Here is a 20,491-nt window from a genome sequence, read left to right as displayed (position 1 = left end):
TGTCAAGGGATCTGACGTGAACTCATCGGTGCGTGTACCTGCCATCCGGCGCTCATCGCCCCAGCGGGACGAGGTGTATGTGCAGGTATGTGTCTTTCCACTGCGGAAAGAGGACGACCTTCGTCCGACCTATTGTGCCGTCAGGCCCACCCTCCTATTGTGCGACTTCGATTGAATCTGTTTGGGATTGACATCCTCGGTAAGCCTGGAGGGCGCAGTGCGACGTAACCCCGACGGTTCGGCGGTCGGCAGAGCCGGCCGGCACAGAAGGTGGTGGGCGGGCGTCGCGGCAGCCGCGGCGCTCGCCCTGACGGCGGTGCCCGCGGTGCCCGCCGTCGCCGCGTCGCAGGCCCCGGCGGCCCCCGCGCAGGCGAAACCCGCGGGCACCGCGCACAAGGTGACCTTCGACGGCTACTCGTTCATGGTCGACGGCGACCGTACCTACCTGTGGTCCGGTGAGTTCCACTACTTCCGGCTGCCGAGCCCCGACCTGTGGCTCGACATCTTCCAGAAGATGAAGGCGGCCGGCTTCAACTCCACGTCCCTCTACTTCGACTGGGACTACCACTCGCCCGCGCCCGGCGTGTACGACTTCACCGGCGTCCGCGACGTCGACAAGCTGCTGGACATGGCGCAGCAGGCCGGCCTGTACGTCATCGCCCGCCCCGCCCCGTACATCAACGCCGAGGTCGACAGCGGCGGGCTGCCCGGGTGGCTCACCACCAAGAAGGAGCAGAACCGCACCGACGACCCGGAGTTCCTGAAGTACTCCGACGAGTGGCTCACCCAGATCGACCGCATCATCGCCCGGCACCAGCTCACCAACGGCACCGGCACGGTCATCGCCTACCAGGTGGAGAACGAGTTCTACAACGGCTCGGCGAGCGCCCGCTCGTACATGCAGCACCTGGAGGCCAAGGCCCGCGCCGACGGCATCACCGTGCCCCTCACCGGCAACAACAACGGCACCTTCAACTCCGGTGACGGCGCCCTGGACGTCGACGGCCCCGACGCCTACCCGCAGGGCTTCAACTGCTCCAACCCGTCGCAGTGGAACGGCGTCCCGAACATCAGCTACGACCACCCGGCCGGAAAGCCGCTCTACACCCCGGAGTTCCAGGGCGGCGCCTTCGACCCGTGGGGCGGCCCGGGCTACGACAAGTGCGCCGAGCTGATCGACGACCAGTTCGCGAACGTCTTCTACAAGCAGAACATCGCGGTCGGCGCGACCGCCCAGAGCTTCTACATGACCTACGGCGGCACCAACTGGGGCTGGCTGGGCATGCCGGAGAACTACACCTCCTACGACTACGGCGCCGCGATCCGTGAGACCCGCGAACTCGACCCGAAGTTCGACGAGGACAAGCTGATCGGCTACTTCACCCAGTCGGTCGCCCCGCTCACCAAGACCGACCAGATCAAGTCCACCCCGCCGGACAACACCAAGGCCGTCGACACCGCCCGGATGAACCCGGACACGAAGACGCAGTTCCACGTCCTGCGGCACGGCGACTCCACCGCGACCACGACCGACACCACCCACATCGCGCTGGACTTCAACGCCCAGCCGTCCGCCGACACCACCTACACCCACGACGACACCGACACCGCGCTCAGCTACACCGGCGCCTGGTCGCACGTCGCGGACCAGAGCTACACCGGCGGCGACTACAAGAAGACCGAGTCCTTCTCCAACACCGCGGGCGACTCCGTCACCGTGCCCTTCGACGGGACCGCGGTGCGCTGGATCGGCTCGAAGACCAACAACCACGGCTACGCCGACGTCTACATCGACGGCACCAAGGAAGCCACCGTCGACGACTCCGGCGGCGAGGACCAGGCGGTCGTCTTCTCCAAGAGCGGCCTGTCCGACGGCCCGCACACCCTGAAGATCGTCGTCACCGGCAGCCACGCGTCGGGCTCCACCGACAACTTCGTCTCGATCGACGCCGTCGACGTGCCCGTGGGCGGCGCCACCGAGGCGACCTACCCGGTCGTCCCGCAGCAGCCCGGCACCGCGATCACCCTCGACGGACGCGACTCGCACGTCATCGTCGCGAACTACAAGCTCGGCGGCACCCAGCTGCAGTACTCCACCTCCGAGATCATGACCACCGCCGCCATCGGCGACCGGGACGTCTCGGTGCTCTACGGCGACAAGGGCAGCGACGGCGAGACCGTGCTGCGCTACGCCTCGAAGCCCACCGTGACCAGCAGCGGCGGCGACGTCACGACCACCTGGGACCCGGCCACCGGCGACCTGCGGCTCAACTACACGCACAACGGCCTGATCCGCATCTCCCTCAGCGGCGGCGGCTCCCGCCCGGCGCTGCTGCTGGTCGGCGACAAGCCCACCGCCGAGACGTTCTGGCGGCAGGACACCGCGGCCGGCCCGGTGCTGGTGCGCGGCAGCCACCTGCTGCGCACCGCGACCAGCCGGGACGGCGGCGCGACCGTCGCCCTCACCGGTGACAACGCCGACGCCAAGGACATCGAGGTCTTCACGTCGGCCCGCCAGGTCACCTGGAACGGCAAGGCGGTGCACACCGGCTCCACCGCGACCGGCAGCCGCACCGGGCAGATCCCCACCGCCCAGGCGGTGCAGCTGCCCGCGCTGACGAACTGGAAGCACACCGAGGAATCCCCCGAGACCGCACCCGGCTTCGACGACTCCGGCTGGCAGGTGGCCGACAGGACGACCACCAACAGCTCCTCCGGCGTCAACTCGCTGCCCGTGCTCTACGCCGACGACTACGGCTTCCACACCGGCAACACGTGGTACCGCGGCCGCTTCCGCACCTCCGGCTCCGAGACCGGCATCCACCTGGTGTCCGACTCCGGCGGCAAGGCCCAGGCCTTCTCCGCCTGGCTCAACGGCACCTTCCTCGGCAGCTCCACCACCGGCAGCGCGGACTTCACCTTCCCGGCGGGCGCGCTCAAGGCCACCGGCGACAAGGCCGACAACGTCCTGTCGGTCCTGACCGTCAACATGGGCCACGAGGAGGACTACAACTCCTCGAACGGCAACAAGACCGCCCGCGGTCTGACCAGCGCCGCCCTGACCGGCGCCCCGCTCACCCCGGTCACCTGGCGCGTCCAGGGCGTCCGCGGCGGCGAGAACCTGCTCGACACCGCCCGCGGCCCGCTCAACAACGGCGGCCTGTACGGCGAGCGGGCCGGCTGGTCGCTGCCCGGCTACCCGGACACGTCCTGGAGCAACGTCTCGCTGCCCGCCACCGACACCCGCGCCGGCGTGTCCTGGTACCGCACCGACGTCGCCCTCGACCTCCCGCGCGGCCAGGACACCTCGGTCGGCCTGACCTTCACCGACGACCCGAAGCGGCAGTACCGCGCCACGATCTTCGTGAACGGCTGGCAGGTCGGCAACTATGTCAACTACCTGGGCCCGCAGCACTCCTTCCCGATCCCCAACGGCATCCTCGACCCCAACGGCCACAACACCGTGGCCATCGCCGTGTGGAACCTGGACGGCAGCACCGGCGGCCTCGGCACGGTGGAGCTGACGAACTACGGCAGCTACACCTCGCCGCTGAAGGTCGCGCAGAACGCCGCGCCGCGCTACAACCGCGCGGTGTACGCGATGCCCGCCGCGCCGGGCACCGACGTCTCCCTCGACGTGCCCGGCACCGTGCAGGCGGGCAAGGCCTTCACCGCGACCGCGACCGTGGCCGTACCGGCGAACCAGCCGCCGGTCGCCGCGCTGACCGGCAAGCTCACGCTGCCCGCCGGCTGGAAGGCGAGCGCCGCGCAGCCCGCGGCCGTCCTCCTGGTCCTGCCGGGGCGGTCGGCCACGATCCGCTGGACGGTCACCCCGCCCGCCGGGACGCTGCCGGACGCCTCCGCGGTCAAGCTGACCACGTACGGACTGCAACGCGGCAAGGTGGCCACCGTCGGTGACGAGCGCATCGTCAAGGCCATCCCGGCGCTGCCGCCCGCCGGGCAGAACGCGGTGAGCGACCTGCCCTTCCTGGCGTCGAGCAACGGCTGGGGCCCCGTCGAGCGGGACACCAGCGTCGGCGAGCAGGCGGCGGGCGACGGCAAGCCGCTCAGCATCGCCGGCACGTCCTACGCCAAGGGCCTGGGCACCAACGCCGTCAGCGACGTCCAGCTCTACCTCGCCGGCACCTGCACCCGGCTGACCGCCGAGGTGGGCGTCGACGACGAGACGGGCGGCGGCGGCACGGTCACCTTCTCGGTGGTCGCCGACGGCAAGGTGCTGACGACCACCCGGACGGTCCGCGGCAAGGAGGCGGCCCTGCCGATCGACGTCGACATCACCGGCGCGCAGGTCCTCGACCTCAAGGTCGGCGACGCGGGCGACGGCAACGGCAACGACCACGGCGACTGGGGGGCGCCCACACTGACCTGCGGCTAGCCGCCACAGGCGGTACGGTGGCGCGGGCCGGCCGAGGGACAGGTGTCCCTCGGCCGGCCCGCGCCCCACGGGTCCGGTTTCTACCGGCTCAGCGGCACAGCGACTCGCGCACCGTGCCGCCGACCACCGCGCACCAGGTGCTCAGGTCGACCTTGCCGTTCGGGTGCAGCCCGTGCAGGCGCTGCATCGACTGGACGGCCTTCATCGTGGCGTGGTCGTACGCGCCGCTCGCGGTCACGTCCGCGTAGCCCTTGCGGGCGAGCATGAACTGCAGGGCGGTGACGGGCAGTCCCGTCGCGTGCTTGTCGAGCGGCGGGGCCAGCGCCTCCCACGTGGTGGTGTCGAAGGTGGCGTCCGGGGTGACCGGGATGCCGCGGGTGGTCTGGAAGTCGGCGAGCGCGTCGTTCATGTCGTAGCCGAAGACACCGTCGGCGGTGAGCGTGTAGCCGGCCGCGTCCAGCAGGTACTGGCCGACCTGGACGACCGGGCTGTCGACGAAGCGCCAGATGTCCGGCCAGCGCCGGGCCGGCGCCGCCGACGCCGGGACGCCCAGCGCGTGCAACACCCGGGTGCGGATCATCGGGAACTGCGCGTAGAAGGCGATGCCGGGGCAGTCCGTCTCCCGGAAGTCCCAGTGACCGAAGATGTCCCACGCGTTCAGCCGGAACTGGCGGCACACCGCGGTGCACAGCTCGACGAGCGAGTCCAGCAGCGCCTTGGGCGGCGTCTCGGTGATGTACGTGCCCTCGTTCTCGATGCCGATCGCGTTGCCGTTCTCACCGGGGCAGTGCGCCGCGGTGACCTGGTGCTCGCCCGCGTCGAGGGTCTCCAGGCTGCGGTGCCGCCCCTCCAGGACGTAGCCGCCGCGGCTCACCGTGAAGTGCTGGCCGGTGTCCGCCCAGCCGTTGGTGTCCATGTGCAGGTCCTGGCAGTCCCGGGCCAGCTGGAGCGCGTGGTCGCGCGAGTAGTCGGTGACGTTGGGGAACGCCATGTGGTGGAGGATGATCTTGTTGGTGGTGTTGCCGGTGATCTGGATCGGGCTGGACGGGGGCCGCGCGCCCCAGCTGTCGCAGTCGATGATCCAGGGGAACTCGCCGGACGGCGCCGCCTGCGCGGCGCCGGGGAGCGCGAGTTCCGTGCCGACGACCGCGGCGACCGCGGTGCCCAGGCCGACTCTGAACAGCGTTCGGCGTTCTACCTCGTGCTCGTGTCGGGTCATGCACACTCCGCAACGGAGAGGGGCGGCAGCCGGATCGCGGCTGCCGATGACCTCCGGAGAATATTGAGCAAGCTGACGCGCAGCCAGGACTTCCGCGGAACGGGCCGCGCTTGCCGCGGAAGATCCCCTTTGCGCCCGGCGCGGTTCACCCGTGCGGCAGCGGGTAGCCGAGGTGCGGACCCAGGAACCGGAACGACCGGAGGCCACCATGGCGGTCACCCACGCACCACAGCCCGTGAACCCGCATCTGCCCGACGAGGGCCTGAGCGTCCCCGAGGACTCCGTGCAGGCCGCCGGGCACAGCGCGCCCGCCGAGTCCGGGGTCTCCTCGCTCGACGCGCCCGAGCGCGTGGCGCTGAGCCGCGGGTGGACCACGGGGCCGCTCGTCTGGATCCTGCTCGTCGTCGCCGTCTTCGCCGCGGGCGTGCTGGGCATGGCGATCGAGCTGATGCGGTGACGGCGACGTGGCCGTCGTCACGTCGCCGGGGGGAATGCGCGCCCGTGTCCGGAAGCTGACCCATGAGGGCGGGCCACGAACCCCTGGGGCCCTTTCGGACAAGGAAGTTGATTCATGTACAAGAACATCCTCGCCGCCGTCGACGGTACCCCGCACGGCACCGGGGTGCTGGACACCGCCGCGTCCCTGGCCAAGCTCACCGGTGCCGCGGTGCACGTCATCCACGTCCGGCCCTCCCACGTCGTGACCGACGGGATATCCGGCGGCGTCTACACCTCGGAGGAGCCCGCCGAGGGGCGCCAGGTCGTCGAGGACGCGCTCGCCCGGCTGCGGGCGGACGGCGTCACCGCGGACGGCGAGGTGGACGAGGGCCTGAACGAGGACCTGGCGGCGATCCTGGTCGAGCGCGCGGCCGCGCTCGGCAGCGACCTCATCGCGGTCGGCCCCGGCCACTACAGCGGCATCTCCGCGCTGCTGCACAGCAGCGTGAGCCGCGGCGTGGCGAAGACCGCGCCCGTGTCCGTGCTGCTGGTCCGCACCGAGGCCTGACCACCCGGTCCGCCCGGTCCCCGGCCGCAGACTCGCCGACCGCCCTGTTCGCCGGCCTCGCGGTCGCCCGCGGCGCGGGCCCCGGCGCCCTGGCGAATGTCAGAAGACCGGGGCCCGGCGCAGGTGCGAGGATCGGGGCATGACCGAGATCGAAGTGGTGCAGGGCGACATCACGCAGTTGCAGGTGGACGCCATCGTCAACGCGGCGAACGAGTCGCTCGGGGGCGGCGGCGGGGTGGACGGCGCGATCCACCACGCGGCGGGCCCCCGGCTCGCCGCCGCGGGCAGGGCCCTGGCGCCGTGCCCGCGGGGCGAGGCACGCACGACGCCCGCCTTCGACCTCGAACCGCGCGTCCGGCACGTCATCCACACGGTCGGACCCGTCTGGCACGGCGGCACCCGCGGCGAGGCCGCCACACTGGCCTCCTGCTACCGCGCGAGCCTGGCCGAAGCCGACGCCGTGGGGGCGCGCACGGTCGCCTTCCCCGCCGTCTCCACCGGCATCTTCGGCTACCCGCCGCAGGAGGCGGCCCGGGTGGCCGTGGCCACGCTGCGGTCCTGCCCCACCGCCGTGGAGCGCGTCCTCCTGGTGGCCTTCGACAACACGGCCCGCAAGGTGCTGGCCGCCGCGCTGGCGGAGGACGCGGCGGGGGAGGGCTAGGAGCGCCCGCCCGGGGCCGGTCAGCCGCCGCGCCAGATGTTGTCGAAAGCCGCCTGCTCGATCTTCCGCCGCTGGCGCACGGCGTCCAGCTCCACGACCGCGTCGCCGACCGTCACGAGAACGGCCTCCACCGAGTCGTCGCTGATCTCGGGCGGCGCGGCGGCGGGTCCCGGCTGGATGCCCAGGGCGCCCGCGAGCACCGTCAGCACCGGGTCGCCGGAGCGCCAGCGCTCGGCCGCGCGGCGGCGGGCCGGGGTGTCGGTGGCGGTCGCGGGCCCGGGGCGGCCCGGCAGTATCCGGCGGTGCCTGCGGGCGACCTGCCCGGCCTCCTCCATGACGGCCAGGTAGACCGCCGCCAGGCCCTCGCCGCGGCGCCACAGCCAGTCCTGCGCCGACTCGTACGGCGGCCGCCGTACCAGCGCGCTCGCCGCGTCGACCAGCAGCCGGTCGGCGGGCGTACGGGCCAGGCCGGGCACGATCAGCTCGCCGTCCAGCGTGACGGAGCCGTCGCCGAGCAGATCGATCAGCTCCGCCCCGGCCAGCACGAGCGAGAGGTCGCCGGACTCCACGGGGCGGCTGGACGGCACGTCCAGGCTCGTGATCAGCACGTCCTGCGGTGTGGTCATGCGGGCACTCCCGGCTCGGCCGACGGCGCCGCCCCCGTCCCCGCCCGTCACCCGGGCGGCGTCCGGCGACCGCGCTTCCGCTACACCCCCGACGGTAGCGCCCCGGCACCCCGCCCGGCACCAGGACACTCGCCCCGGACCCGCCGTCCGGACGCCAGGGGGCGGCAGCGGCGGCCCGTCCGAAACACCTTCCGGCGCGCCGCGACGGGCGACCGGCGGTTTCGGGCCCCGGCCGCGGTCCCGGACCCCGGCACATGCCGGGCGATCCGAACGGGGCGCCTGTAGCGTGAAAACGAGCATTCCCGAACGCGCGCGAAGGGGTCCGCATGGCATCGGATGCGTCGGCCGACCATGGCCCCCGGCTGGCCTCCGTGGTCGTGTTCGTCCGCGACCTCGACCAGTCGGTGGACTTCTACCGGGAATTGCTCCTCATGACCGAATCCGTCCGCACCGCGACCGCGGCGCTGCTCGTCGGAGCGGGTGACGCGCAGCTCTACCTGCGCGTCATGGGCTCGGGCGGCGAGCATCCGCTCGGGGCGATCGGCGTCCAGTACGTGATCTGGACGGCGGACGGGCCGCAGGACCTGGACCGCTGCGAGCGCGTCCTCAAGCAGCGCGCCGCGCATGTGTCGTCGCGCGACAGCGAGGACGGGGTCCGGATGATCGAGGGCCGCGATCCGGACGGCCTCCCCGTGGTCATCTCCCACCCCGGCCCCCAGGGCGCCGCCCGCCACGACATCATGGCCCGCATCTACGCGTGGTAGCCCCGGGGGGGGGCGAGCGCATCCCGCCGCGCGCGGGCCAGGGCGAGCGGCTTCCCGTGCCCCCGGGGATGCTCACCCGGCGAGCCACTCCGCCAGGACCGCGGCCTGACTGTGGGCCAGATCCTTCGTGGCCGTCACGAGGGTCAGCCGCTCCCGGCCCGCGAGGTCCTGGAGATGGGACACCGCCTCCTGATGCCCCGGGTCCCGCAGCTCCGCGCGGTAGCGGCGGCGGAACTCGGGGAAGCGCCCGGGCTCGTGGCCGTACCACTTGCGCAGCTCGGACGAGGGCGCGGCATCCCGCAGCCACTCGTCGAAACGCGCGTCGTCCTTGCGCATGCCGCGTGGCCAGACGCGGTCGACGAGCACCCGGTGGCCGTCTCCGGGCGCGTTCTCCTCGTAGACTCGGCGGTAGCCGATCGGCTCGGTCATGGGCGACACCTCTCGCAGGCGCGGAGCCCCCACGGGGCACGGGCGCCGCTGTCGGGCGGCATGTTCATTTTACCGGCGGGGCACCGGCGAGGCATCGGCGCGCGCGGGCGGTGGACCGGCCCCGGAGCGCGCGGCCGCGCGGACATCGCACCGGAGAGGCGGGCCAGGGCATGGAGCCGAGCGCACGGCGGGACGACGAAGCCGCGCCGCCCCCGGACGCCCCCGGCTTCCCCGCCGCGGCGGCCGCCTCCGCCGCGGACGTGGCCGCGCTGGACACGCGGGTCAGCGGGTGCCGGGCGTGTCCGCGGCTGGTGGCGTGGCGCGAGGAGGTGGCACGCGTCAAGCGCCGCGCGTACCTCGACTGGACGTACTGGGCCAGGCCCGTCCCCGGCTTCGGGCCGCCGGACGCCGCGCTCGCCGTCGTCGGCCTCGCCCCCGCCGCGCACGGCGGCAACCGCACCGGGCGGATGTTCACCGGCGACCCGTCCGGTGACGTCCTCTACGCGGCCCTGCACGCCGAGGGCCTCGCCTCGCGGCCCACCGCCGTCGCGCCGGGCGACGGGCTCACCCTGCGCGGGGTGCGGATCACCGCACCCGTGCACTGCGCGCCGCCCGACAACAAACCCACCACCGCGGAGCGCGACACCTGCCGCCCCTGGCTGGCCCGCGAGATGGAACTGCTGAGGCCGACGCTGCGCGCCGCGGTCGTGCTCGGCGGCTTCGGCTGGCAGGCGCTGCTGCCCGTGCTCGCCGCCGCGGGCTGGGCGCTGCCCCGCCCGCGCCCCGCCTTCGGCCACGGCGCCCGGGTGCGGCTGCGCGCGGCCGACGGCGACGGGGAGCTGGTGCTGCTCGGGTGCTACCACCCGAGCCGGCGGAACATCTCCACCCGTACGGTGACCCCGGCGATGATCCGCGACGTCCTGCGTGCGGCGGCGCGGGAAGCGGGCCTGCCCGTCCGCGACGCGTGAACGCCCGGCGCCCCGGTCCTCACCACCCGGTCCGGACCGGCGCCGCTCGCGGCCTGACGCCTTCCCCGCCGCTCAGGACGCGGCACTGCGACGTCCTGCGTACGGCGGCGCGGGAAGCGGGCCTGCCCGTCCGCGACGCGTGAACGCCCGGCGCCCCGGTCCTCACCACCCGGTCCGGACCGGCGCCGCTCGCGGCCCGATGCCTTCCCCGCCGCTCAGGCCGCGGCGGCCGCCACGCCCAGCGCGACCAGCAGGGCCACCTTCACCACCTCGAAGGCCACGTACGCGAGGTGGCCGCGGGAGCGGGGGATCACCTCGCCGGCCAGTACCCGGTCGGAGCGGCGGGCGAGACGGCGGCGCACCACGCCCACCTGGACGGCCAGCAGGGCGGCGACCGCCGCCGCGAGGGCGGTCGGGGCGGCGGGCGCGCCGCCGGAGGCCAGCGTGGCGAGCACCGCGACCGCGAGAGCCGCCTCGACGGCGTTGAGCGCGCGGAAGACGAGGCGGCCGATGCCCAGCCCGATCGGGACCGTCACTCCCGGGGCGCGGAATTTCAGCGGGGCCTCCAGGAACGAGACGGCCAGCACCATCCCGAGCCAGACGAAGACGAACGCGCTTGCCGTGGCGGCCGAACCGGCGGTCATCGGGGCGCTCCTTCCGGGCGGGGCCCCACGGGGGCCAGACGGGCGAGACAGGAGTCGGGCGCCGCGAAGGGTTCGAGGCGATCGGCGGTCAGCGGGGCGTCCATCGCGGCGAGCGCCCCGCGCATCAGGCCGAGGTGCACCGAGCAGACCACCTGGCCGTGCTCCTCGGCGAGTTCGAGGAAGGGGCAGTGCCGCAGCCGGATCGCGCCCCGCTCGGCGGCGGGCTCGAACCCGAGGTCGGCCAGCAGCGCGGTGAGCCGGGCGACGGCGGTCGCGCCGGTCGTCGCGGGGGGCTGCGCCGCGTCGACCAGGAAGCCGCCCCACGCGCGTCCCGCCGCCTCCGCGTCCCCGCGCCCCTGCGCGTCCTTCGCGGCGAGTCCGCCGACCAGCACCTGCGCGAGCAGCCGGTAGCCGCGGGCGCCGCCCCGGTCCATCCCGGGCGCGCCGGTGTAGACGGTGCGCGGCCGCCCGCGCCCCGCGGGGGCCTGCGTACGGCGGCTGACGGCACCTTCGGCGACCAGGGCGTCCAGGTGGAAGCGGACGGTGTTGGCGTGCACCCCGAGCGCGCCGGCCAGCTCCTCGACTCCCCGCGGTTCGGCCGCGTCCCGCACCGCGTCCAGCACGGCCCGCCGCCGCGCACCCCGTACGGGCTCCGCCGCATCCACCACCCCGGCCTCCTTCCGTTCCCTGCCCCGGGAGTCGCTCCCCCCGGCTGCCTCAGCGGCGCGCCGCATACGGGACCGTCCGCAGCGCGCCGCCTGCCGCTGCCACCGTCCGACCCGGCGTAGCCGCACGGAGCCCCGCGGGCTCCGCCCGTACCCGGCGCCGCCCGCCGGTCCCGCAGGGCGCGCCCGGGAGCGCTTCCGCCGGGCGGGGCGGTTCCGTACGGAGCCTGCCGGTGAGCCACCGGGTACGCCCTTCGGCGCTCCGGCGGCCCGCCTCCGCTCCCGCGCAGTCCCGCACCGGGCCCGTCGTGCCGGGCGGACGCCTGCCGCCTCCGCCGGGCGCCCGGCGGCTCCGTACGGGCCTCGCCCGTTCACCGGCTTGCCCGTAGGGAGCCTGCCGGTGAACCCCCGCTGCCCCGGGGGCGGCGCGGCGGACCGCGCCTCCCGCCGGCCCATTTCCGCTCCGCGGAACCCCGCACGGGACCCGCCCAGGTTTTTCACGAATGCTACATGTAATAATTCGGCGACTGTCCACGGGCTCAGGGAGGCACAGATGGCGCCACCGTCCGAACCACCGTCCGGAGCGGAAACCGAGCGGGCCCGGGTGCTCGGTGACGCCCGCGCGGCGGCCGGGGGTGCGGGGGAGTCCGGCGGGGTGGTGTGGAAGCTCAGCGAGCCGGGGCGGCAGCTGGACGCCAACGTCGTACGGCTCGCGCCCGGCGCGCGGGTCGCCCCGCACGTCGAGTCCGACCTCGACGTGCTCGTGCTGGTCCTCGGCGGCAGCGGTGAACTCGCGGGCGGCGACGCGCCCGAGCCGCTCGCCGAGGGCTCCCTCGCCTGGCTGCCGCACGGCGCCCGCCGCTCCCTCACCGCGGGCGGGGCGGGGCTGACGTATCTGACCGTCCACCGCCGCCGCCCCGGCATGACGATCGGCCACCGCCCGCCGGGCTGAGACCGGGCGGCCCGTCGTAGGCTGAGGCCCGTGCACATCTGCTTCGTCTGTACGGGGAACATCTGCCGCTCACCCTCCGCCGAACTGGTCTTCCGGGAGAAGCTGCGCGAGGCGGGCCTCGACGACCGGGTGCGGGTCAGCAGCGCCGGGATCGGGGACTGGCACGAGGGCGAGGGCATCGACGAGCGGGCCGGCGAGGCGCTCGTCCGGCACGGTTACCCCGCCGAGCACGTCGCCGCCCAGGTCGGCACCGGGCACCTGCGCGCGGATCTGCTCGTCGCGATGGACCGCGGGCACGAGAAGGCGCTGCGCGCGCTCGTCGACGACCCGTCACGCGTGCGGCTGCTGCGTTCGTTCGACCCGGACGCCGACGGCACCGACGTACCGGACCCGTACTACGGCGGCCCGGCCGGCTTCGACGCGGTGCTGGCCATGATCGAGGACGCCTCTCCCGGCCTGCTGGACTGGGTGCGCGAGCACCTGGACGGATGAGCGGCGGCCCGGCCGCCACCGCCGTCGCCCGGCTCACCGGGCGGCGGGTCACCGCCGGGCGCCCGGTGTCCGGCGCCCTCACCGAGGTCGAACTCGACGGCGGCGGCGTCGTGATGGCCAAGCACGCCACCGCCCCCGGCGCGGTCGCCGCCGAGGCCGCGGGCCTGGAGTGGCTGGCGGCGGCCCGCGCGGTGCGGATCCCCGCGGTCCGCGGGCGCGACGCGGAGTGGCTGGTGACCGACCGGGTCGCGGAGGGCCCGGCGACCCCCGCCGGGGCGGAGCGTTTCGGCCGCGCGCTCGCGGCCCTGCACGCGGCGGGCGCCCCCGCGTTCGGCGCCGCGCCGCCGGGCGGGCCGGCCGAGGCGTACATCGGCGCCGCCCCGATGCGGAACGTGCCCCACGCCGGGCGCGCCGACTGGCCGCGCTGGTACGCCGAGCACCGCGTGCTGCCGTATCTGCGCACGGCCGTCGACGCCGGGGCGATCGGCGCCGCGGACGCCGTCGCGGTGGAGCGGGTGTGCGCCCGGCTGCCGGAGGTCGCGGGGCCCGCGGAGCCGCCCGCCCGGCTGCACGGCGACCTGTGGAGCGGCAACGTGCTGTGGGGCGCGGACGGCGAGGTGCGGCTGATCGACCCGGCGGCGCACGGCGGCCACCGCGAGACCGACCTCGCGATGCTGCGGCTGTTCGGCTGCCCGCACCTGGACCGTGTCCTCGCCGCCTACGCCGAGGCGGCCCCGCTCGCCCTCGGCGACGCGTCCCGCATCCCGCTGCACCAGCTCTTCCCGCTGCTCGTCCACACCGTCCTGTTCGGCGCCGGCTACGGCCGGCAGGCGGGCGCCGCGGCCCGCGCGGCACTCGCCACCTGACCCGGGAGGCGGGAACGTAGGCTTCCGGCCATGGACTATGTGAAGCTCGGGACCACCGGACTCGATGTCTCCCGTATCTGCCTCGGCTGCATGAGCTACGGCGTCGCGGACCGCGGCAACCACAGCTGGACCCTCGACGAGGAGACGAGCCGGCCGTTCGTCCGGCAGGCCGTCGAGGCGGGGATCAACTTCTTCGACACCGCGAACGTCTACTCCGACGGCACCAGCGAGGAGATCGTCGGCCGGGCGCTGCGCGACTTCGCCTCCCGCGACGAGATCGTGCTCGCCACCAAGGTGCACGGCCGGATGCGGCCCGGCCCCAACGGCGGCGGCCTGTCCCGCAAGGCGGTCCTGACCGAGATCGACCACAGCCTGCGCCGGCTCGGCACCGACTACGTCGACCTCTACCAGATCCACCGCTTCGACCCGCACACCCCCGTCGAGGAGACGATGGAGGCGCTGCACGACGTGGTGAAGGCCGGCAAGGCCCGCTACATCGGGGCGAGTTCGATGTACGCCTGGCAGTTCTCCAAGATGCAGTACGCAGCCGAGCGGCACGGCTGGACGCGCTTCGTCAGCATGCAGGACCACTACAACCTGCTCTACCGCGAGGAGGAGCGGGAGATGCTGCCGCTGTGCGCGGACCAGGGCGTCGGCGTCATCCCGTGGAGCCCGCTGGCGCGCGGCCGGCTGACCCGGCCGTGGGACGCGACCAGCGCCCGCAGCGAGACCGACGAGTTCGGCAAGACGCTCTACCAGGACGGTGACCGGCACATCGTCGCGGCGGTCGCGGCCGTCGCCGCCGAACACGGCGTCAGCCCGGCGCAGATCGCGCTGGCCTGGCTGCTGCGGCAGCCCGGGGTGAGCGCGCCGATCGTCGGGGCGACGAAGCAGCAGCACCTCGCCGACGCGGTCGCCGCGGTCGCGGTGGAGCTGAGCGACGACGACTGCCGCCGGCTGGAGGAGCACTACAGCCCGCGCGGCATCGCCGGCCACGCGTAGGACGCGTGACGCGGGGGCGGTCCGGCCGGACCGCCCCCGCGTCGGGTACGCACTTCCCTGCTGTCGGTGTGTCAGGTCACCGTGACCGCCACGGTGGCCGGAGCGGCGGGGGTGCCGGTCGGGTCGGTGGCGGTCGCCTTCAGGGTGTGCGGGCCGGCGGCGAGCGGCTCGCCCGCGGTGCACGTCCAGCTGCCGTCGGCGCCGGCGGCAGCGGTGCACAGCGCCGCCCCGTCCGCCGTCACGGCGACCTGCGAGCCCGGCTCGGCGGTCCCGGCGACGGCCGGGGTGGCGCCGACGGTGGCGCCCGCCGCGGGGGAGGAGACGGTCACCGGCGGGGCGAACAGCGTGCTGTCGGGCACCCCGTCGCCGCTGATCCGCACCGCGACGCTGTGCACCGTCACCTGCCCGCCGCCGTTGCGCAGCCGGAAGTCGGCGGCGGAGTGCTGCTGCCCGCCGAAGTAGGCGTCGTCGGCGGTCACGGTGGCGGTCTTCCAGGTGTTGCTGCCGGTCAGCTGGATACCCGCGGTCGACTTGTACGGGTCGGAGGTGCCGTTGTCGTACTGCACGGAGAACGACCCCGTGCCCTGGTCGTAGTAGGAGACGGTGAAGGCGGCCGAGTAGTAGCCGGCGTGGGCGATCGAGTCGTCGATGTCGAAGTAGATGTTGCCCTGGGTGCTGGTGCGCGCGGACAGTCCGCCGGTCACCGAGGCGGTCGTCGGGCCGTCGAAGCCGCCCGAGGGCCGCTCGTCCTGGCTCATGCCGTACGCGTGGTTGTCCTCGCCGACGACCGCGCCGACCACTGCGGTGCCCGGCGGCAGGTCGGAGGCGTCGAAGGCGACCGCGGCCGAGGCGTCGCCGGTCAGGCCGGACGGGTCGGCGACGGTGGCCGTGGCGCTCTGCCGCCCCGGTGTGAAGCCGCCCTCGGGGGCGCAGCTCCAGGCGCCGGTGTCGTCCGCGGTCGCGGTGCACAGCGGCCCGGACGCCTCCTGCACGGTGACGGTGCCGTTCGGGATCGCCGTACCCGAGACCGCGGAGGCCAGCTTGACGGTGGCCCCGGTGCGCGGGGTCGTGATGGCCGGGGCGGGCGGGAAGGCGTGCCGGTCGGGCACCCAGGCGCCGGTGACGGTCAGGCCCACGCTGTGCACGCTGAAGGGCCCGGCCGACGAGTGCAGCCGCAGGTCGCCGCCGCCCGCCTGGAGGCCGCCGAACCACGCCCCGTCGAGCGTGACCTTCGCGGACTTCCAGGTGTCGCTGCCGGTCAGCGCGATGGTGCCGGCCTCGTGGTAGCGGTCCCCGGCGCCCGCGTCGTACTGCACCGACAGCGAGCCGCTGCCCGCGTCGTAGTACGAGACGTTCACCGTCGCGCCGTAGGAGCCGGTGGCGGCCACGTCGTCGCCGACGTCGAACGCCATGTCGGTGTCCGCGGTGCGGGCGGTGAGCCCGGCGACGTCGCCAGGGGCCGCCGTGGTGGCGCCGGTCAGGGAGAGGCCGAACTCCCGGTCGGTGCCGCCGAGCACGGTGCCGACGGTGGCGCTGCCGGACGTCACACCGGCGTCCAGGCCGAGCTGCACGCCGCCCAGGTGCTTGGCCGCCGCGGGGGCGGTGCCGGTGACGGGGGCGAAGGGCAGGCCGGCGGTCGGTGCGGCGGCCTGCTGCACCACGTAGGTCTTCCCCTTCTTGACCGGTACGGTCAGCAGGCCGGCGGTGCTCGCCTTGACGACCGTCCTGCCCTTCTTGCCGTCCACGACCTCGGTCGCCTTGCCCGGCCACGGGTTCTTGACCGTCAGGCTGCCGGTGGCGGCGGCCTCGATCGCGGCGGTCGTCAGCTGCCCGCCCTGCACCTGCACGTCCGCCTTGCCGCCGCCCTGGAGGTAGACGCTGCCCGCGCCGTTCCAGTCGGCGGGCCAGGCGGGCGCGAAGCGCACGATGCCGTCGTAGCTCTGCGCCAGGGCCTCGGCGACGGCGGTCGCGGCGCCGGACTCCTGCTCGATGTAGGGCTGGAAGCCCACCGAATTCCCCAGGTCGGCGAAGCCGTTGGGGTAGACCTGGTGCCCCTCGGTGATCGAGATCAGGGCGGCGCGCACCTCGGCCGGGTCCTGGAGCCGGGCCGCGTCGATGGCGTCCATCGACCAGTCGTTGCCGCCCTTGTTGGGCCGGTGGTCGTACGAGCGCTGCTCCAGCGCGAAGAGGTTGGGGTCCTGGTCGCTGACGGTGTTCCACGGCCACAGCGGTTCCAGCTCGATGTTCTCGCCGTTGCGGCGCTCGGCGGCCGGCTCGTACGAGATCGCGATCATGTCCGTGCCGGTCGCGTCGGCCGCCGCCGTCTCCGCCTCGGTGTAGCCGGGGTTGAGCAGCTTGCTGCGGGTGGCCTGGTCGGTGCGCGGGTAGGGCGGGATCTGGGTGAGGGCGGTGCCGACCCGGGACACCAGGTCCTTGTCGGCGCCCTTGGCGGTGCCGAGGATGCCGGCGATCTGCCCGACGAGCGGGAAGACGGCGCGGTCGACGGCGATGTCGGTCGTCGGGTCCTGCACCGCCCACTGCGTCTCGTGCGCGTTGGCGTTGGCGTGCAGCAGGCCGTCGGCGCCCGGCTTCTGGTAGGCGAGCTGGAATTCGGTGACGGACTTGATGAACGGCCAGTAGCGCTTCAGCTGGGCCTTGTCCCCGGTGCCCTGGTACTGCTCCCACATGTACAGGGCGATCTCCGGGCCGGAGGAGATGTCCAGCGCGTTCCAGTTGGGGCTGCCGGGCTCGCTGCACGAGCCGTTCTCACCGGGGCCGGGCGAGATGCCGTTGCCGTTGAAGCGCATCGTCTCCGGCACGCAGGCGCCGGGGCGGCCGCCCATCTGCTGCTTCGTCCACGCCTCGATGGCCGGCAGGTCCGCGGCGTACATGTCGAGGATCGGCGTGTTGAGCTGGTAGTTGCCGCTGCTCATGTTGGACGCGATCTGGGTGCGCAGATTCCACAGCCAGTACGCGGACGGGGTCCAGGTCTGGCCGTCCTTGTTCCAGGCGAACATGTCGGCCTCGCCGGCCTGGCTGCCCGGCAGGATGCCCTCCTTCATCGACGCAGCTTCCTCGTAGAGGTAGAGCGTGCGGAGGTTCTCGATGTAGTCGGCGCTGCCGTCGGCCGAGGTCATCGAGATCAGGCCGGTGTGCGACCAGAAGTCGCCCCACCAGCGGTCCTGGCTCTTCAGCAGCTTCTTGGTGGACGCGGTGGCGTCCTTGCCGAGGATCTTGGCCGCGGTCTTCGCCGCGTCCTTCGCGGTGCCGCCGGTCCAGCCGGGGGAGGCGACGACGACCCGGAAGGTGCCGTCCGCGTGCGGGGTGAAGCCGACCTTCACCTCGGTGGGGCTCGCGACCGAGGTGCTCACCTGCCGGCCGCCGGCGGTGATCGCGGCGAGGGAGCCGAAGGTCTTGCCGGTGCCGATCGGCGGGGCCTGGTCCGTCCAGGTCTCGGCGAGGGTGCCCACGGTGCCGGACACGGCGGCGGCGGGCTTGCGCGGCGACCACAGGCTGATGCTCGCGGTCTGCGGGACGGCCGGGTCGGCGCCGGAGACGTCGACGACCAGCTCGTCCTTGTCCGTGGACACCCACGCGGTGAGCGACATGCCGCCACCGGACTCGTGCAGCACCCCGTCGGTGAGGTCGAGTTCGCCGTGGAAGTCGGCGGCGTGCGAGATGACCGACAGGCCGGGGATGGTGAGCCGGCCCGGCGACTTGCGGTCGGGCATGGTGTCGGAGCGGTTGAGCTGGGCGGTGAAGCCGTTCTCCGCCCACGCGGCCACGCCCAGCGCGCCGTTGCCCAGCGGCACCGACGCGGTCGGGTTCAGGTTGGGCGCGCCGAGGACGAGGTTCGAGCGGCTGACCACGCCGGACGGGTCGAGGGCGAACTGCCCGTGCTGCCACGCGGTGGTGGGCCCGGTGGCCGCGGCGGCGGAGCCCGCGTCCAGCACGGCCGCGCCCGCGAGGACGGTGAGCGCGGCCGTGCAGAGCGCGACGGCCCGTCTGTACGGAACCCGCCGGGGGCGGCGGGGTGATATCTGCACGATGCCCTCCAGGGCGTCGATACGGCTCTCGGTCTACGGCGATGCCGTAGTTGTCCGATGAATGTGCCCGCTTCCTGACTGGTTCCCTGCGCGGTACGGCAGCCGTGTGCCCAAACGGGCGACGCGACTGCCATAACATCGGATGACTGTCGTTCTAGACCATCGACGGGGACGCCGTAAAGACCCCTGACGCAAGCAAAGTGCCGGCCCGCGGCAGCAGCCGCGGGCCGGCACGTCGGACGTCCGGGAGCCGGTCTCGCCGGGGGCGGTCAGCCGCCGGCGGGTGCGGGCATCCCGAGGTCGACCGGGCCGCCGCCGCGCCCGGCGGACTTGCACATGTCGTGGCAGTCCTTCTCCAGGCTGCAGCACAGCGAGCACACCGCCCCGGCGTGGAAGGGGCAGCCGGCGACGTCCGGGCGCTCGAAGTCCTCCGCGCACACCGAGCAGGTCAGCGTCACCGCCGACAGCAGCCCGTCCTCGGCGAAGAGCGGCTCGGGCTGGTCGTCGACGCGCGCGATGTAGTAGCGGCCCTTGGTGGCCACCGCCAGCAGCGGCGACAGCACCATCGCGACCAGCAGCGCGATGAAGGGCGAGAAGGCCTTGGCGTACTCGCCGAAGGCGTGGAAGTAGGCGGCGATGGAGACGGCGGAGGCCACCAGCATCGAACCGAAGCCCACCGGGTTGAAGTTGTACAGGTGCGCGCGCTTGAACTCGACGTAGGACGGGCTGAACCCGAGCGGCTTGTTGATGACCAGGTCGGCGACGACCGCGCCGATCCACGCGATGGCCACGTTGGAGTAGAAGCCCAGCACGGTGTTGAGGAACCCGAAGACGCCGCCCTCCATCAGGGCGAGCGCGATCCCGACGTTGAGGAAGATGTAGACGACGCGGCCGGGGTGGCGGTGCGTGAGCCGGGAGAAGAAGTTGGACCAGGACAGCGAGCCGGAGTACGCGTTGGTCGTGTTGATCTTGATCTGGGAGAGGATCACGAAGAAGGTCGCCAGCCCCAGCGCGACCGGCGCGGCGAAGGTGTGGATGCCCGAGACGAACTGCTGGATCGGTTCGTTCGCGGTGCTCAGGCCGACGTGCCCGGCGATGTAGAAGGCGAGGAAGGCGCCGCCGATCTGCTTGGCCGCGCCCAGCACCACCCAGCCCGGCCCCGCGGCCAGCACCGCGCTCCACCAGCGGCGGGAGTTGGCGGCCGTCTTGTCGGGCATGAAGCGCAGGTAGTCGACCTGCTCGCCGATCTGCGCGATGAGCGACAGCGCCACACCGGCGCCCGCGCCCACCCCCAGCAGGCTGACCGACGAACCCGTCGGCGAGTTGCCGGCGAAGTGGGTGAACCGCGAGAAGGCGTGCGGGTCCTGGACCGCGATCGACACGAAGGGCGCCACCATCAGCACCAGCCAGACCGGCTGCGTCCACACCTGCATCTTCGACAGCGCGGTCATCCCGTAGAACACCAGCGGCAGGATGATCAGCGCGCAGATCAGATAGCCGACGGCCAGCGGGATGTGCAGACCCAGGTCGAGCGCCTGGGCCATGATCGAGCCTTCGAGGGCGAAGAAGATGAAGGTGAAGCTGGCATAGATGATCGACGTCAGCGTGGAGCCGAGATAGCCGAATCCGGCGCCCCGGGTCAGCAGGTCCATGTCGATCGAGTACTGAACTTGATTGAGTGATGTCGGAGCCGTTCGCCTGACGGCGGTGGGTGGGCTCCGGTAGCTCTGGGTTCGTGAGGTACGCGCAGGGCGG

16 protein-coding genes and 1 pseudogene are annotated in these 20,491 nt (G+C 73.5%); 10 read left to right on the top strand and 7 right to left on the bottom strand.

What is annotated here, in order from left to right; all coding sequences use genetic code 11:
• Positions 1-217 precede the first annotated feature (217 nt).
• Positions 218-4,396 carry a beta-galactosidase gene (locus ACH4SL_RS36115; RefSeq protein ID WP_398454256.1) on the top strand — a complete coding sequence of 1,393 codons (4,179 nt, stop codon included), beginning with the start codon at positions 218-220 and terminating at the stop codon, positions 4,394-4,396.
• An 88-nt stretch (positions 4,397-4,484) separates the two neighbouring features.
• Here ACH4SL_RS36115 and ACH4SL_RS36110 read toward each other — a convergent pair whose 3' ends face one another.
• Entirely contained in the window at positions 4,485-5,615 is a 1,131-nt protein-coding gene (locus ACH4SL_RS36110) for an N-acetylmuramoyl-L-alanine amidase (RefSeq protein WP_398454254.1), read from the bottom strand.
• Positions 5,616-5,823: 208 nt separating this feature from the next.
• On the opposite strand from ACH4SL_RS36110, the gene ACH4SL_RS36105 reads away from it, so the two are divergent.
• The 3 genes from ACH4SL_RS36105 (at position 5,824) to ACH4SL_RS36095 (ending at position 7,282) form a co-directional block, all read left to right on the top strand.
• The gene (locus ACH4SL_RS36105; RefSeq protein WP_398454252.1) at positions 5,824-6,072 is read left to right on the top strand and encodes a DUF6480 family protein; all 249 of its coding nucleotides are present in this window, start codon (positions 5,824-5,826) and stop codon (positions 6,070-6,072) included.
• Between the two features lie 114 nt (positions 6,073-6,186).
• Positions 6,187-6,621 (top strand): universal stress protein, encoded by a 435-nt coding sequence (locus ACH4SL_RS36100; protein WP_398454249.1) that lies wholly within the window; start codon positions 6,187-6,189, stop codon positions 6,619-6,621.
• A 139-nt stretch (positions 6,622-6,760) separates the two neighbouring features.
• Positions 6,761-7,282: an O-acetyl-ADP-ribose deacetylase gene (locus ACH4SL_RS36095; protein ID WP_398454246.1), complete on the top strand. Its 522-nt coding sequence runs from the start codon at positions 6,761-6,763 to the stop codon at positions 7,280-7,282.
• A gap of 20 nt (positions 7,283-7,302) precedes the next feature.
• Here the strand turns inward: ACH4SL_RS36095 and ACH4SL_RS36090 are convergent, their stop codons facing one another.
• Positions 7,303-7,908, bottom strand: coding sequence for a GPP34 family phosphoprotein (locus ACH4SL_RS36090; protein ID WP_398454243.1), 606 nt, complete (start codon positions 7,906-7,908; stop codon positions 7,303-7,305).
• Between the two features lie 326 nt (positions 7,909-8,234).
• Here ACH4SL_RS36090 and ACH4SL_RS36085 point away from each other — a divergent pair, with 326 nt between their 5' ends.
• Positions 8,235-8,672 carry a VOC family protein gene (locus ACH4SL_RS36085; protein WP_398454240.1) on the top strand — a complete coding sequence of 146 codons (438 nt, stop codon included), beginning with the start codon at positions 8,235-8,237 and terminating at the stop codon, positions 8,670-8,672.
• Between the two features lie 72 nt (positions 8,673-8,744).
• On the opposite strand, the gene ACH4SL_RS36080 is transcribed toward ACH4SL_RS36085, so the two are convergent.
• Positions 8,745-9,101, bottom strand: a complete 357-nt coding sequence (locus tag ACH4SL_RS36080) for a DUF488 domain-containing protein (protein WP_398454237.1) — start codon at positions 9,099-9,101, stop codon at positions 8,745-8,747.
• A 170-nt stretch (positions 9,102-9,271) separates the two neighbouring features.
• Between ACH4SL_RS36080 and ACH4SL_RS36075 the strand changes: the two genes are divergently transcribed.
• On the top strand, positions 9,272-10,069 hold the full coding sequence (locus tag ACH4SL_RS36075; protein ID WP_398454235.1) for a uracil-DNA glycosylase: 798 nt from the start codon (positions 9,272-9,274) through the stop codon (positions 10,067-10,069).
• A gap of 215 nt (positions 10,070-10,284) precedes the next feature.
• Here ACH4SL_RS36075 and ACH4SL_RS36070 read toward each other — a convergent pair whose 3' ends face one another.
• Together ACH4SL_RS36070 and ACH4SL_RS36065 are read right to left on the bottom strand one after the other, a co-directional pair.
• Complete coding sequence (locus tag ACH4SL_RS36070) at positions 10,285-10,713, bottom strand: hypothetical protein (protein ID WP_398454233.1); 429 nt, start codon at positions 10,711-10,713, stop codon at positions 10,285-10,287.
• The gene (locus ACH4SL_RS36065; RefSeq protein ID WP_398454230.1) at positions 10,710-11,381 is read right to left on the bottom strand and encodes a helix-turn-helix transcriptional regulator; all 672 of its coding nucleotides are present in this window, start codon (positions 11,379-11,381) and stop codon (positions 10,710-10,712) included. Before ACH4SL_RS36065 ends, ACH4SL_RS36070 begins: the two co-directional genes overlap by 4 nt.
• 550 nt (positions 11,382-11,931) lie before the next feature.
• Between ACH4SL_RS36065 and ACH4SL_RS36060 the strand changes: the two genes are divergently transcribed.
• Genes ACH4SL_RS36060 through ACH4SL_RS36045 form a run of 4 tightly spaced genes read left to right on the top strand, consistent with a single transcriptional unit; the run spans position 11,932 to position 14,690 of the window.
• Positions 11,932-12,330 carry a cupin domain-containing protein gene (locus ACH4SL_RS36060; protein ID WP_398454228.1) on the top strand — a complete coding sequence of 133 codons (399 nt, stop codon included), beginning with the start codon at positions 11,932-11,934 and terminating at the stop codon, positions 12,328-12,330.
• Between the two features lie 30 nt (positions 12,331-12,360).
• Positions 12,361-12,822, top strand: coding sequence for a low molecular weight protein-tyrosine-phosphatase (locus tag ACH4SL_RS36055; RefSeq protein ID WP_398454225.1), 462 nt, complete (start codon positions 12,361-12,363; stop codon positions 12,820-12,822).
• Positions 12,819-13,688 carry a fructosamine kinase family protein gene (locus ACH4SL_RS36050; RefSeq protein ID WP_398454223.1) on the top strand — a complete coding sequence of 290 codons (870 nt, stop codon included), beginning with the start codon at positions 12,819-12,821 and terminating at the stop codon, positions 13,686-13,688. The genes ACH4SL_RS36055 and ACH4SL_RS36050 overlap by 4 nt, the downstream gene beginning before the upstream one ends.
• Positions 13,689-13,718: 30 nt before the next feature.
• Entirely contained in the window at positions 13,719-14,690 is a 972-nt protein-coding gene (locus ACH4SL_RS36045) for an aldo/keto reductase (RefSeq protein ID WP_398454221.1), read from the top strand.
• Between the two features lie 71 nt (positions 14,691-14,761).
• On the opposite strand, the gene ACH4SL_RS36040 is transcribed toward ACH4SL_RS36045, so the two are convergent.
• Positions 14,762-18,736 (bottom strand): Ig-like domain-containing protein, encoded by a 3,975-nt coding sequence (locus ACH4SL_RS36040; protein WP_398454219.1) that lies wholly within the window; start codon positions 18,734-18,736, stop codon positions 14,762-14,764.
• A gap of 269 nt (positions 18,737-19,005) precedes the next feature.
• A pseudogene (locus ACH4SL_RS36035) lies at positions 19,006-20,403 on the bottom strand (purine-cytosine permease family protein); the annotation flags it as partial.
• Positions 20,404-20,491: the final 88 nt, after the last annotated feature.

The sequence above is a fragment of the Streptomyces sp. NPDC021020 genome, assembly GCF_044333285.1.
Classification (GTDB): Bacteria; Actinomycetota; Actinomycetes; order Streptomycetales; family Streptomycetaceae; genus Actinacidiphila.
This window is presented reverse-complemented; position numbering and strand designations above follow the sequence as displayed.

Bases quoted from the DNA above. Each gene is read 5' to 3' on its own strand.
- ACH4SL_RS36110 (WP_398454254.1), bottom strand. From the start codon at position 5,615: ATGACCCGACACGAGCACGAGGTAGAACGCCGAACGCTGTTCAGAGTC.
- ACH4SL_RS36105 (WP_398454252.1), top strand. From the start codon at position 5,824: ATGGCGGTCACCCACGCACCACAGCCCGTGAACCCGCATCTGCCCGAC.
- ACH4SL_RS36100 (WP_398454249.1), top strand. From the start codon at position 6,187: ATGTACAAGAACATCCTCGCCGCCGTCGACGGTACCCCGCACGGCACC.
- ACH4SL_RS36095 (WP_398454246.1), top strand. From the start codon at position 6,761: ATGACCGAGATCGAAGTGGTGCAGGGCGACATCACGCAGTTGCAGGTG.
- ACH4SL_RS36090 (WP_398454243.1), bottom strand. From the start codon at position 7,908: ATGACCACACCGCAGGACGTGCTGATCACGAGCCTGGACGTGCCGTCC.
- ACH4SL_RS36085 (WP_398454240.1), top strand. From the start codon at position 8,235: ATGGCATCGGATGCGTCGGCCGACCATGGCCCCCGGCTGGCCTCCGTG.
- ACH4SL_RS36080 (WP_398454237.1), bottom strand. From the start codon at position 9,101: ATGACCGAGCCGATCGGCTACCGCCGAGTCTACGAGGAGAACGCGCCC.
- ACH4SL_RS36075 (WP_398454235.1), top strand. From the start codon at position 9,272: ATGGAGCCGAGCGCACGGCGGGACGACGAAGCCGCGCCGCCCCCGGAC.
- ACH4SL_RS36070 (WP_398454233.1), bottom strand. From the start codon at position 10,713: ATGACCGCCGGTTCGGCCGCCACGGCAAGCGCGTTCGTCTTCGTCTGG.
- ACH4SL_RS36060 (WP_398454228.1), top strand. From the start codon at position 11,932: ATGGCGCCACCGTCCGAACCACCGTCCGGAGCGGAAACCGAGCGGGCC.
- ACH4SL_RS36050 (WP_398454223.1), top strand. From the start codon at position 12,819: ATGAGCGGCGGCCCGGCCGCCACCGCCGTCGCCCGGCTCACCGGGCGG.
- ACH4SL_RS36045 (WP_398454221.1), top strand. From the start codon at position 13,719: ATGGACTATGTGAAGCTCGGGACCACCGGACTCGATGTCTCCCGTATC.